The organism is Streptomyces sp. NPDC093591 (assembly GCF_044764885.1).
Taxonomy (GTDB): Bacteria; Actinomycetota; Actinomycetes; order Streptomycetales; family Streptomycetaceae; genus Streptomyces.
Genome location: NZ_JBIWIY010000012.1, coordinates 156,591 through 169,096, shown reverse-complemented (window position 1 = coordinate 169,096; position 12,506 = coordinate 156,591). Strand labels below are relative to the sequence as shown.

Annotated in this window: 8 protein-coding genes and 2 tRNA genes; 3 read left to right on the top strand and 7 right to left on the bottom strand. The window is 72.3% G+C overall.

What is annotated here, in order from left to right; genetic code table 11:
• Nucleotides 1-81: 81 nt before the first annotated feature.
• Nucleotides 82-154 (bottom strand) — tRNA-Arg (locus tag ACIREI_RS25750).
• A 213-nt stretch (nucleotides 155-367) separates the two neighbouring features.
• Nucleotides 368-458: transfer RNA gene (locus tag ACIREI_RS25745), tRNA-Ser, on the bottom strand.
• Between the two features lie 190 nt (nucleotides 459-648).
• On the opposite strand from ACIREI_RS25745, the gene ACIREI_RS25740 reads away from it, so the two are divergent.
• Both ACIREI_RS25740 and ACIREI_RS25735 read left to right on the top strand, forming a co-directional pair.
• Entirely contained in the window at nucleotides 649-1,167 is a 519-nt protein-coding gene (locus ACIREI_RS25740; protein WP_403337123.1) for an SSI family serine proteinase inhibitor, read from the top strand.
• Nucleotides 1,168-1,564: 397 nt separating this feature from the next.
• A complete protein-coding gene (locus ACIREI_RS25735; protein ID WP_403337410.1) occupies nucleotides 1,565-5,983 on the top strand; it encodes a PAS domain-containing protein in 4,419 nt (1,472 codons plus the stop codon).
• Between the two features lie 22 nt (nucleotides 5,984-6,005).
• Here the strand turns inward: ACIREI_RS25735 and ACIREI_RS25730 are convergent, their stop codons facing one another.
• Nucleotides 6,006-6,584: a TetR family transcriptional regulator gene (locus ACIREI_RS25730; protein ID WP_403337120.1), complete on the bottom strand. Its 579-nt coding sequence runs from the start codon at nucleotides 6,582-6,584 to the stop codon at nucleotides 6,006-6,008.
• 163 nt (nucleotides 6,585-6,747) lie between these two features.
• Between ACIREI_RS25730 and ACIREI_RS25725 the strand changes: the two genes are divergently transcribed.
• Nucleotides 6,748-7,941: an MFS transporter gene (locus ACIREI_RS25725; RefSeq protein ID WP_403337118.1), complete on the top strand. Its 1,194-nt coding sequence runs from the start codon at nucleotides 6,748-6,750 to the stop codon at nucleotides 7,939-7,941.
• 178 nt (nucleotides 7,942-8,119) lie between these two features.
• On the opposite strand, the gene ACIREI_RS25720 is transcribed toward ACIREI_RS25725, so the two are convergent.
• The 4 genes from ACIREI_RS25720 to ACIREI_RS25705 form a co-directional block, all read right to left on the bottom strand.
• On the bottom strand, nucleotides 8,120-9,796 hold the full coding sequence (locus ACIREI_RS25720) for a long-chain fatty acid--CoA ligase (protein WP_403337115.1): 1,677 nt from the start codon (nucleotides 9,794-9,796) through the stop codon (nucleotides 8,120-8,122).
• A 322-nt stretch (nucleotides 9,797-10,118) separates the two neighbouring features.
• Complete coding sequence (locus ACIREI_RS25715; protein ID WP_403337112.1) at nucleotides 10,119-10,676, bottom strand: SigE family RNA polymerase sigma factor; 558 nt, start codon at nucleotides 10,674-10,676, stop codon at nucleotides 10,119-10,121.
• A 146-nt stretch (nucleotides 10,677-10,822) separates the two neighbouring features.
• Nucleotides 10,823-11,989, bottom strand: a complete 1,167-nt coding sequence (locus ACIREI_RS25710; protein WP_403337109.1) for a lipid-transfer protein — start codon at nucleotides 11,987-11,989, stop codon at nucleotides 10,823-10,825.
• A complete protein-coding gene (locus ACIREI_RS25705) occupies nucleotides 11,986-12,477 on the bottom strand; it encodes a MaoC/PaaZ C-terminal domain-containing protein (RefSeq protein ID WP_403337407.1) in 492 nt (163 codons plus the stop codon). Before ACIREI_RS25705 ends, ACIREI_RS25710 begins: the two co-directional genes overlap by 4 nt.
• Nucleotides 12,478-12,506 lie beyond the last annotated feature (29 nt).

Below are 12,506 nucleotides of genomic sequence, written 5' to 3'. Positions count from 1 at the left end.
GAGGCGGTTGCCGTCAAACACTGCCGTCAAGGCAAAAATCAAAGGCCCTGTGGATCACTCCACAGGGCCTTTGACGTGCTGTGCACTCGGCAGGATTCGAACCTGCAACCTTCTGATCCGTAGTCAGATGCTCTATCCGTTAAGCTACGAGTGCTTGTTCTGTTTTCCCGCCGCTCCCGGCCCTTTCGGCCCGCTCGCGGCGACAGGAAGAACATTACATGACTGCCGCCGCCATGTGAAATCCGTTAGCCGTACCCCTTGTGACCTGCGGAAACGTCTCAAAGAGCCCCTCGTCGGCCGCATGGCGTCCCACCCCCGTCGAACCAACGAAGCCCCGGTCCGAGGACCGGGGCTTCGTGATCAGGCGCGGAGGCGGAGGGATTTGAACCCTCGATGGGCTTTAAGGCCCAAACCGCATTAGCAGTGCGGCGCCATAGACCGGACTAGGCGACGCCTCCAGCACAGCCGCTCGCGCGAGCGCGAGTGGTGCGTGCAGATGATGACACAGTCGAGCGGGGTGTCACCAATCGGCTCCCACGGTACTAGGCAGGGAGGCCGCAGGGCAAAGCCCTTCCCGGCGCGCTTCGGGAGACTTCGGGCCGGTGGGGCGGTGCGCAACATCCGGGGGCGTACGGCGTTAGTCAGGTCATGTTGCAGGCCAACCGTTCCACCCCGGCCCGGCGCCTTCGCCGGGCTCTCCTCGTCGCCGCCGGTTCCCTCGCGGCCGTCGGCTCCACCGCCGTCGGGCCCGCCTCCGCGCAGGCCCAGACCGCGCCCCTTCCCCTCGCGCCCTCGGCCCTGAAGGACCTGGGCCGCTCCGGCGATCACCTCACCGTCACCGTCCGCAACACCGGCGGCAGCGGTGGTGGTGATCGAACCTATGAGCTGTCCTGCCACCCGGCGGGCGGCGATCATCCCGACGCCCGCGGCGCGTGTGCCGCGCTCGACCGCGGCACCCGGTGGGGCAGGGACGTCTTCGCGCCCCCGTCGCAGGACGGTTTCTGCACCATGCAGTACGGCGGGCCGGCCACCGCGCATGTCACCGGTACCTGGGCCGGGCGCCCCGTGGACGCGCGGTACGACCGCAGTGACGGGTGCCAGATCGCCCGCTGGGACCGGCTCGTGCCGCTCCTTCCCGACCTGCGGAGGGAAGGGCAGCGGTCGTAGCCGGGGAGGAGGGCCGGGGAAGGACTGCCGTGCGGTTGACGTACCCGCGTGTCGTCATCGGTCGCACAGGCTTTCCATACCGGACGCACCGAGTCCGTAAAACTCCCGCGAAGGTCTCGCAAAAGCTGGAGTGAAGCCGGACGGGAGCCGGAAGGACGTCTGCACAGGCGGTCATACGTTCTGGGTCACTTCGTCGTGCGACCTCCCTCTCATCCGGCGTCGCGAGCGCAACCCCAGCCCTTAGACTCCCTCGCGTGACACGCTGCGGGACGGTTGGCAAGATGGCCCGAGCGGTCGGCAAGGTGCGGTAACAGGGAGGAAGCGTCTCGTGAGCAGCAGGCCATCCCGAGGCGCTGCTCGCCTCGCAGCCATACTCGACGCGCTTCCCGACGCATTGGTGCTGGTCAACGCCAACGGGACCGTCGTCAACGCCAACACCATCGCCCTGGAGGCCTTCGAGGCGCCGGGGACGGCGTTGGTCGGGCGCGGGCTGCTCGATCTGCTGCCCCACTTCGACTCCAAGCTGATTCCGGGCTCCATGCGGCGGCCGGATCACATGGATCCGCAGGGGCGGACCAAGCCGACCCGGATGATGGCCCGGCGGACCGACGGCAGCGAGTTCCCGGTCGAGGTCACGTCCGCGAATCTTGAGAACGGGCAACAGGCCTACGACAGCTACGGCTACACGGGTGACGAGCTGCTCATGCTCGTCGTGCGGGACCTTTCCGGGACCGTCGACACCGAGGCCGAGCTGGCGCGTTCGCAGCGGCAGACCGAGATGATCCTGCGGGCCGCGTCGGAAGGTGTCGTAGGGACCGACACCGAGGGGCGGATCGTCCTCGTCAATCCGGCCGCCGCTCAGATACTGGGTTACCGGGCCAGTGACCTGGGTGGACGGGAGCTGCACACGCTCGTGCTGCACTCCCGTGCCGACGGGTCCCCCTTCCCGTACGAGGAGTCCCCGCTCGCCGACACCCTGCGCTCGGGGCGCAAGCACCGGGTGCGGGGGCAGGTGCTGTGGTCCAAGGGCGGGGACAAGGTGTCCGTCGACCTGACGACCGCGCCCGTCCGCGACGGCGACCAGCTCGTCGGCGCCGTGATGACCTTCGCCGACCGGCGGCCCTACGACGCCCTCGCCGAGGAGAAGGCGGCGGAGGACGAGCGGCATGCCCAGGAGCTGGAACGGCTCGCCGAGGAGCACGCCTCCCAGCTGACCGCCCTGCGGCAGAAGCAGGTGGCCGAACTCGAGGAGCTCAAGGAGCGGCACGCGGAGGAGCTCGCCGCGGGCGAGGAGCGCTACGCCGCGCTCGGGGAGCGGGAGAAGGACCGGTACGAGGCGCTGGCGGGCCGGCATGAGCAGCTGCTGACGCTGCTCGCGCGTTCGCTGCGGGGTCCGCTCGACGAACTCCGTCGTGAGCTGGCCGCGCTCGCCGCGGACGACGCGGGCCAGTTGTGGCCCGAGGCCAACCAGGTGCTGCACCACCTCTCGGCCGGATACTCGCGGATCACGACGCTGATCGACAACGTCCTGGGCTACCAGCGGCTCGACTCGGACGGCGAGGGGGTCACCCGTACGAAGGTGATGCTCGACGCCGTCGTCGCCGCGGGTGTCGACGGGGCCGTCGAGCTCATCGGGCCCGGGCGGGTGCAGTTCGCGGTGCACGCGCCGCCCATCGAGGCCGAGGTCGACCCGCAGCGCCTCGCCACCGCGCTCGCGCATCTCGTCGCGGATGTCGCCGGCGTCGACGCCACCGGCAACTCGCCCGTGTCGGCGGGCGGTTACATGGACAACACCGTGGTCGTCGCGGCGGCCCAGCGCGGTGAGGTCGTACGGATCGAGGTGCGTGGGCCGTACACCGGGGGAGACCCGGTGCACGAGCCGATCGTGCGCGGGATCGTGCGGGCTCATGGTGGTGTGCTGCAGACGCACGAGGTGCCGGGGATGAGCGGCAGTGCGTACGTCCTCGAAGTGCCGATCGGCGGTGGGGCCGGGGCCGTTCCCGCCACTCCCGTCGAGGCCGGCGCGGCTGAGGCCGGTGACGGGACCGAGGCCGCCGTCGAGGGCGGCGAGCAGGGTGCCGGGGGCGGTCGGCGGCGGGCCCGGCGGTCCTCCGTCGACGCCTTCCTGGAGAGCGACACGCCCGGTGCCGAGGCCGAGGCAGGCGACGCCGAGGGCGCGGCGCCCACCGGTCGGCGGCGCAGGCGGGCGGCCGCGCCTGCGCCGGAGCTCCCGCAGGGCGCGGGGGACGGCGGCGAGGGCTCCGGCGGTACCGGGCGGCGGCGCGGGCGACCGGCCGAGAGCGGTGACGGCGGCGAGGGCGGCCCGGACGGCCAGGGCGGTGTCGCCGAGGGCTCCGTCGTCATGGCGGGCGAGCACGCTGCGGGGACCGCAGCCGTCGGCAACGGGCTCGGCGGGACCGTACCCCCGCAAGGCGTGCCCGCACCCAGTGGGCGACGTGCCCGGCGTGACGGCGGCGAGCAGCACGCGCTGCCGCCCGCGCTGCCTGCGGGCGGTGACGCCGCTCAGCCGGGTTCCGAGGTCGCTACGGCCGGTTCGGGTGAGGGCCCCCAGCCGACCGGGCGTCGGCGGCGTGCCCTGGCCGCGGCGGCCGAGCGCGGTGCCGCGCAGGCGCAGGAGACGGGGCCTCGTCAGGTGTTCGCGCTGCCGCCCGCCGCGGCGGACCGGACTGCCGCCGCCGACGGTGCGGACGGTGTGGACGGTGTGGAGGGGCAGGGCGGCGCGGAGCCGACTCCGGCCCCGGGTTCGGCTCCGGCCATGACTCCGACCACGGCTGCGGGTGCCGCTGCGGCTGCGACGGCTGCCGGGGCGGCCATGACTCCGGCTTCGCCTGGGGCTCCGGGCCAGATGCCGGATGCGGTTCCGGGTGCGGTTCCGGGTGCGGTCCCGGGTGCGGGTCAGGTGCCGGGTCAGGTGCCAGCTCCTGCGCAGGGTCAGGCCCCGGGTCAGGTCCAGGTTCCGGAGCAGGTACAGGTTCCGGCTCAAGCCCAAGTTCCGGGTCAAGCCCAGGTCCCCGGGCAAGGGGCCCCCGGTGACGTACTCGTCGACGAAGGCCGGCACGATGCCGTGTCGCACGACCAGTCCGAGGACCACACCCCGCCGCAGCCGCATCCGACCAGCGCGCCGACCGGGCGTCGTCGCCGGGCCGTGGGTCAGCCGGCGGAAGCCGCCGGGGCGCCGACGCAGGCTGCCGCCGGTCAGGGCGTGCAGCAGGGTCAGCCCCAGCCGGTGCCTGGCCAGCCCGCCTCCGCGCAGCCGGTGCCGGGCCAGCCCCTCCCCACCGAGGCAGCCCCGGCGCAGGGCGCCCCGGCCCCCCAGCCGTGGCCCGCTGCCGACGACACCTCCGGCGCGGGGACAGCCGTACCGGCGAACGTCGCCGCGGCGACCCCCGCGCCCCCGCACGCGGCCGGTGCTCCCGTCCCGCCGCAGGGCGCCGTCGGCCCCGTACCGCCGAATCCGAACGCAGCTCAGCAGGCGCAGCCCCAGCCCGCCCCGGGCACGCCTGCTCCGGGCACGCCGTTGCCTCCCGAGGCTGCCGCGGCGGCCCAGGCCCCCCAGCAGCAGCGTGCGGCGCAGCCGCTGCCTGCCGAAGCCGCCGCCGCTCCGGGTGCCCCCGTCGACCCGAACTCGACGCAGGGGCGGGCGATCAGTGTGCGGACGCTGGGGCAGGGAGTGCCCTTCACGCGGCAGGCGGCGCAGGTGCAGCAGCCGTCGGCGACGCCTCCCCCGCATCAGACCAGCGGTGGACGGCGCCGCAAGCTGGGTACGCCGCCCGACCCCGCCACCCGGACCGGCGCGCCGGCGGAGCAGGCGGCACGGCCGCATCCGCAGGCCGAGCAGCCGGTGCCCGCGCAGCCGGTTCCCGCCCCGTCGCCGCAGCCGTCGCTCGGCGGGCAGTCCCAGCCGTCGCAGGCCGGGCAGTCGCGGCTGGCGCCGATGACCGAGGGCGCCGGGCGGTCGTACGCCATAGGCGCGCCGGACGAGAACGCCGCCGAGGGACCCGAGCCGCTGGACGGGCCGGGCGGGGCCGTCGAGGTCGCCGACACTCCGCGCCCGCAGCCGATGGACGACGAGCTGCCGCCGGAGCCGCTGGACAACCCGCGGCGGCTGCTGGTGTGGCCGGCGCCGGACGTGACGACCCAGCAGGCGCTCAGTGACCGCGGCTACCGGCCCGTCATCGTGCACTCGCGCGAGGAGGTCGACGCCCAGATCGCGGCGTTCCCGGCCGCGCTGTTCGTCGATCCGCTGACCGGGCCGATCACGCGGACCGCGCTGCAGTCGCTGCGGCAGGCCGCCGTCGCGGCCGAGGTGCCGGTGATGGTGACGGCGGGGCTCGGACAGGCCTCACGGGAGGCGGCGTACGGCGCCGATCCCGCCGTCCTGCTGAAGGCGCTCGCGCCCCGGGACAGCGAGCAGCATCCACCGCGTGTCCTGCTCATCGAGGAGCACGCGGAGATCGCGCTGGCGTTGACCGCGACGCTGGAGCGGCGCGGGATGCAGGTGGCGCGGGCCGCGAGTGACGCCGACGCGGTGGCGCTGGCGGGCGACTTCCGGCCGAACCTGGTCGTGATGGACCTGATGCAGGTCCATCGGCGCCGGGCCGGGATCGTGGACTGGCTGCGTGCGAACGGACAGCTCAACCGCACCCCGCTCGTCGTCTACACCGCCGCCGTCGACCAGGCCGACCTGCCGCGGCTGGCCTCCGGCGAGACGGTGCTGTTCCTCGCCGAGCGGTCCACCAGCGGTGAGGTGCAGTCCCGGATCGTGGACCTGCTGTCTCGGATCGGGACGAACTGACCAACCGGCCGGCCGACGTGCGTCAGCGCGCGACGAGCCTGCGCGCCGCTTCCTTGACCGAGGCGCGCAGGCGGTCACGGTCACTGTCCTCGCCGCCCACCAGGATGCGGCTCATCTGAGGCACGACGGTGGCCCAGTTGGCCATCGCCACCAGCAGGAACAGCAGGTCCTGGGCCGGGATCGCGTCGGTGATCACGCCGCGGTCCTGGCCGTCGCGGACCGCGGCGACCTTGTGGGCGTAGTGCTCGTGGCGCTCGGTCTCGTCGGGCAGTTCCGTGCTGCCGTACTGGATGCCCTCCCAGTAGAGGAGGCGCAGCAGTTCGGGGTGGGCGGCGTGGTAGTCCATCAGCCGGTCCAGCCAGCCCTCGATGTCGTCCGGGTCGACCGGGACGGCTGCCGCGAGATCGACCATGGAGCGGCCGAGGACCTGGGAGAACAGCTGCGCCTTGTTGCCGAAGTAGGCGTAGATCAGCTGCTTGTTGGCCTTGGCCTCGGCCGCGATGCGGTCGATACGGGCGCCCGCGATGCCGTACCGGGCGAACTCGGCGACCGCCGCGTCGAAGATCCGGGCCTTGGTCGCCTCGGGGTCCCTTACTGCCATGGGATCAGGGTAGCGGGTAAGTAACCAACTGTTTGGTTGACGAGAGGGCGTGTGCGGCGCAGACTGTCGACAGGCATTCAACCAACCAGTTGGTTGCTAGAGACCCAGTTGGTTGCCAGAGAAGGCTCGAAGGACTCGAAGACTCGGAGGAGTCACTCCGCTCATGGCATCGACCACCACAGCTCACCCCCTCCGTACGCCCACCCCGGAGACGACGACGTCCCGCCTCTTCCTCCCCCTCATCGCCCTGTGCTCCGCCGTCACGGCCGCCAACATCTACCTCGCGGCCCCGCTCCTCTCGGTCATCGCCCAGGACTTCGGGACCGCTCCCTCGGCCGTGGCCTGGATCGCCTCGGTCGCACAGTTCGGCTACGCCGCCGGCCTGCTCTTCTTCGCCCCGCTCGGCGACCGCGTGAGCCGGCGTCCGCTGGTGGCCGTGCTGTCGCTGGCCACGACGGCGGCCCTGGCCGCGGGCGCGGCGGCGCCCGGGACCGGCGCGCTCGCGGCCGCGGTCCTCGTCGCCTCCGCCGCGACCGTCGTACCGCAGCTGCTCGTTCCGCTCGTCGCCGAACGCGCCCCCGCCGAACGCCGCGCCCGCCATGTCGCCGCCGTCATCGCGGGCCTGTTCACCGGCATCGTCGCGGCCCGCGTCCTCGGCGGCCTGGCCGGTCAGGCCTTCGGCTGGCGGTGGGTGTTCGTGGGGGCGGCCGTACTCACCGGCGCACTCGGCCTGCTGACGGCCACCGTCCTGCCGGCCGAGCGCCCCCGCCGCACCGGCGGCCTCTTCTCCGGTCTCACCGAGATGCCGGGCCTGGTGCGCCGCTCCCCCGACCTGTGGCGCGCATGCGTACGACAGGCCGGCATGTTCGGCGCCTGGAGCGCCCTGTGGACCTCACTGACGCTGCTGCTGACGGGCAAGCCGTACGACCTCTCGACCGCGACCGCCGGGCTCTTCGGCCTCTTCGGGCTGGCGGCGAGTGTCGTGGCGCCGCTCGCGGGCGGCCTGGTCGACCGTTTCGGCGCCGCCAAGGTCGTACGGTCCGCGTATCTGCTCGCCGCTCTGTCCGTGCCGCTGTTCTGGCTGGGCGGGCACGTGATGGTCGCGCTGTTCCTGGCCGCCGTCGCCATCCACGCCGCCCTGGTCGCCTCCCACGTCGCCAACCAGACCCTGGCCCTGACGACCACGACCTCCCCCGCGACCGCCAACAGCGCCTACGTCGTCGCCGGTTTCGCAGGCGGCGCCACCGCCTCGGCCCTGGCGGGCTTCGCCTTCGGACATTTCGGCTGGGGCGGAGTGTGTGCGGTGGCCGGGGTCTGGCTGGTGGTGGGGTGGGGGGTGACCGCTGGGCGGCGGTGACGATGACGGAGGGCGTGAGTCGTACGGCGGTGAGGGTGCCGTTTCTCGGTGGGTCGTGCGGTGCCGTACGTCGGTGGAGCGTACGGCGGTGCAGGTGCCGTACCTCAGGCAAGCCGTACCTCAGGCAAGTACTCGGCGGCCGGGACGAACCCGCCTCGTCCCGGCCGCCGTATGCGGGTCAGAGCTGGGTGACGTCCAGGTCGCCCTCGGCGTACTGCCTGCGCAGCACCTTCTTGTCGAACTTGCCGACGCTCGTCTTCGGCACCGCCGGGATGACCGTCCAGCGCTCCGGGAGCTGCCACTTGGCGATCTTGCCCTCGTCGGCGAGGAAGGCGCGCAGCGTCTCGAAGTCGGTGGTGGCGCCCTCCTTGAGGACGACGGTGGCCAGCGGACGTTCGCCCCACTTGTCGTCGGGGACGGCGACCACGGCGGCCTCGGCAACGTCCGGGTGGGACATCAGCGCGTTCTCCAGCTCGACCGAGGAGATCCACTCGCCGCCGGACTTGATGACGTCCTTGGCGCGGTCGGTGAGGGTGAGGAAGCCGTCGGGGGAGATGGTGCCGACGTCGCCGGTCTTCAGCCAGCCGTCCTCGCTGAACTTGTCGGCGGGGCGCAGGGGTTCGGCGTCGGGGCCGTTGTAGTAGGCGCCCGCGATCCAGGGGCCGCGCACCTCCAGCTCGCCGGCCGACTCGCCGTCCCAGGGGATGCGTTCGCCGCCGGGGCCGGTGAGACGGGCCTCGACGCTCGTCGGGAAACGGCCCTGGGTGAGGCGGTACGCGAACTCCTCCTCCGTACCGACCGCATGCGCCGGCGGCCGGGCGACCGTGCCGAGCGGGGAGGTCTCCGTCATGCCCCAGGCGTGGCAGACCCGCATGCCCAGCTTGTCGAACGCCTCCATGAGCGAGGGCGGGCAGGCCGAGCCGCCGATCGTGACCTGGCCGAGGGTGGAGACGTCCCGCGGCTTCGCGGTGAGCTCGGCGAGCAGGCCCTGCCAGATGGTGGGCACGGCGGCCGCGTGGGTCGGCTTCTCGCCCTCGATCATCTCGGCGAGCGGCGCGGGCTGCAGGAAGCGGTCCGGCATCAGCATGTTGACGCCGGTCATGAAGGTGGCGTGCGGCAGTCCCCAGGCGTTGACGTGGAACTGCGGGACCACGATCAGCGAGGTGTCCTGGTCGGTCAGGCCCATCGACTGGGTCATGTTGACCTGCATGGAGTGCAGGTAGACCGAGCGGTGGGAGTAGACGACACCCTTCGGGTCCCCGGTCGTGCCCGAGGTGTAGCACATGGAGGCGGCCTGACGCTCGTCCAGCTCCGGCCAGTCGTACGTGGTCGGCTTGTCGGCGATCAGCTCCTCGTACTCGTGCACCTGCACGGCCGCCCCCGCCAGCGCGGAACGGTCACCCGGCCCCGACACCACCACGTGCTCCACCGTCTTGAGGTGCGGCAGCAACGGGGCGAGGAGGGGGAGGAGCGAACCGTTGGCGATGACCACCCGGTCGGCCGCGTGGTTGACGATCCAGGCCAACTGCTCGGCCGGGAGGCGGAGGTTGAGGGTGTGCAGGATCGCGCCCATGGAGGGGATCGCGAAGTACGCCTCGACGTGCTCGGCGTTGTTCCACATCAGGGTCGCGACCCGCTCGTCGCCGGCCACGCCCAGGTCCTCGCGCAGGGCGTGCGCCAGCTGTGCCGCACGAGCGCCGACCTCGGCGAAGGAACGGCGGTGCGGCTCGGCCTCTCCGGTCCAGGTGATGACCTGCGATGAGCCGTGGATCGTCGACCCGTGGGTCAGGATCCTCGAGATCAGCAGCGGTACGTCCTGCATGGTGCTCAGCACGGCGTCCTCCCGGGGCGACATTGCCTACGCGGTAGTAAGGGTTGCGGAGATTCTGCGCGCATACCGCGCGGTATGTCACTAGGGGCGGGTGATCGATCATGTCACGTTGCGTTCATGGCGCCGTGACGATACGGGGGAGGCGGGGTCCCTTGGGGCGGGGCAGTCGGCCGGTGTGGGCTGGAGGGCCGACGGGGTGGAATGGCGGGCCAGCGGGGTGGAATGGGGGCCGACGGGGTGGAGGTGGGTTATGGGGCCGACTCGGTGGCCGACCTGGCCGGCGCAGCAGGTGACAGAGCCGCCGCGGGCCCGGGGGGAGGGCCTCACCGTCAGCCTGCGCCGGCGCCTAGCGGACCAGCCCCAGCTCAGGGTCCTCGCGCAGCTTCCCGAGCGCTCGTGACACCGCCGACTTCACCGTGCCGACGGACACCCCGAGCACCTCGGCGGTCTGGACCTCGCTGAGGTCCTCGTAGTACCGCAGGACGACCATCGCCCGCTGCCGGGCCGGCAGCCGCATGATCGCGCGCCACATCGCGTCGTGCAGCGCCTGCTTCTCAGCCGGGTCGTCGTGGCCGGGGGTGGGCTCCGGCTCGGGCAGCTCGTCGCAGGCGAACTCGTCGACCTTGCGCTTGCGCCACTGCGATGTCCGCGTGTTCAGCAGCGCCCTGCGCACATAGCCGTCGAGCGCACGATGGTCCTGGATGCGCTCCCAGGCGACGTAGGTCTTGGTGAGCGCTGTCTGCAGCAGGTCCTCCGCGTCGCTCGGGTTCGCGGTCAGCGAGCGGGCGGTACGCAGCAGCACCGGCTGGCGGGCCCGCACGTACGACGTGAAGGAGGGATACGTCGCATTCGGCAGGGACCGCGTCGCGGCGTCGGAAGCGCTGGTGCAGACGGGTGTGGTCATGGCTCCACGCTATGAGCGGGCCCTGCTCCAGCGGATCGGCCGCAGGTGCCGAAGCAACGTCCGCCTCAGGTTGTAGGGGTGGGGCTGACTCCACCTCCTGAAGGTGGACGAGCAGGGGACACCTACTGCGGGATTACCCCTGGGGGTCACCCGTCGGTGGCAAGGACCAGCCCCGACGTCGGCACGCCCGTGCCCGCCGTCACCAGCACCCGCTCCGCCCCGGGTATCTGGTTCACGGATGTCCCCCGCACCTGTCTCACCCCCTCCGCGATGCCGTTCATCCCGTGCAGATACGCCTCCCCCAGCTGCCCCCCGTGTGTGTTGAGCGGCAGCCGCTCCTCGGCCACGAAGTCCCCGGCCTCCCCCTTTCCGCAGAACCCGAACTCCTCCAGCTGCATCAGCACGAAGGGGGTGAAGTGGTCGTACAGGATCCCCACGTCGATCTCCCCCGGCCCCAGCCCCGCCGTCCGCCACAGCTGCCGCGCCACCACGGCCATCTCCGGCAGACCGGTGAGGTCGTCCCGGTAGAAGTTCGTCATCTGCTCCTGCCCTCGGCCGGCACCCTGGGCCGCCGCCGCTATGACAGCCGGGGGACGGGGCAGGTCACGGGCCCGCTCGGCGGACGTGACGACGAGTGCCTGGCCGCCGTCCGTCTCCTGGCAGCAGTCCAGCAGCCGCAGCGGCTCGACGATCCAGCGCGAGACCGCGTGGTCGGCGAGGGTGATCGGTCTGCCGTGGAAGTACGCGGCCGGGTTGGTCGCCGCGTACTTGCGGTCGACGACGGCCACCTGCCCGAACACCTCCGGCGTCAGCCCGTACGTGTGCAGATATCGCTGGGCCGCCATCGCCACCCAGGAGGCCGGCGTGAGCAGCCCGAACGGCAGCGACCAGCCGAGCGCCGCCCCCTCCGCCGACGGCTCCCGGTGCTGCACTCCCGACCCGAAGCGCCGCCCCGACCGCTCGTTGAACGCCCGGTAGCAGACCACCACCTCCGCGACCCCGGTCGCCACGGCGAGCGCTGCCTGCTGGATGGTCGCGCAGGCCGCGCCGCCGCCGTAGTGCACCCGGGAGAAGAAGGACAGCTCACCCATCCCGCAGGCCTGGGCCACGGTGATCTCCGGGCTGGTGTCCATCGTGAACGTCACCATCCCGTCCACGTCCCCCGGCGTCAGCCCCGCGTCGTCCAGCGCGGCCTGCACCGCCTCCACGGCCAGCCGGAGCTCACTGCGCCCGGAGTCCTTGGAGAACTCGGTGGCCCCGACACCGACAATCGCCGCCCGCCCGGCAAGTGTGTCCCGCACACGCATGCTCATGCCGGGCCCTCCGGTGATGCGGTGACCGTGGCCGTCGTCGAAGCGCTGCCCGCCGCTCCCGCTGACATGCTGTCCGCCGCCCTCGCCGGGACGGTGACCGCAGTCCCAGCCGGGACGGTAACCCTCACCGTGCCGGTCACGTGTCTGCCGATGCCGTTCGCGCCGACCACCCGTACCGTCGCCGTGTCGCCGTCGACCTCCTCGACCGTGCCCGTCAACACCATCGTGTCTCCCGGGTAGTTGGGCGCCCCGAGTCGTATGGCCACCTTGCGCAGCACGGCCGTCGGTCCGAAGTGGTCGGTGATGTAGCGGCCGACCAGGCCATTGGTCGTGAGGATGTTCATGAAGATGTCGGGAGAGCCCTTCTGATGGGCCAACTCCGCGTCGTGGTGCACGTCCTGGTAGTCGCGCGAGGCGATGGCACCGGCCACGATCAAGGTGCGGGTGATCGGGACCTCCAGCGGTGGCAGTCCGTCACCGGCCTTGATGCGGTTCCCCGCCACGCCCTCACCGGCGC

Coding starts and splice junctions, on each gene's coding strand:
- ACIREI_RS25730 (WP_403337120.1), bottom strand. CDS start 6,584: ATGGCAGTAAGGGACCCCGAGGCGACCAAGGCCCGGATCTTCGACGCG.
- ACIREI_RS25725 (WP_403337118.1), top strand. CDS start 6,748: ATGGCATCGACCACCACAGCTCACCCCCTCCGTACGCCCACCCCGGAG.
- ACIREI_RS25715 (WP_403337112.1), bottom strand. CDS start 10,676: ATGACCACACCCGTCTGCACCAGCGCTTCCGACGCCGCGACGCGGTCC.
- ACIREI_RS25720 (WP_403337115.1), bottom strand. CDS start 9,796: ATGTCGCCCCGGGAGGACGCCGTGCTGAGCACCATGCAGGACGTACCG.
- ACIREI_RS25740 (WP_403337123.1), top strand. CDS start 649: ATGTTGCAGGCCAACCGTTCCACCCCGGCCCGGCGCCTTCGCCGGGCT.
- ACIREI_RS25710 (WP_403337109.1), bottom strand. CDS start 11,989: ATGAGCATGCGTGTGCGGGACACACTTGCCGGGCGGGCGGCGATTGTC.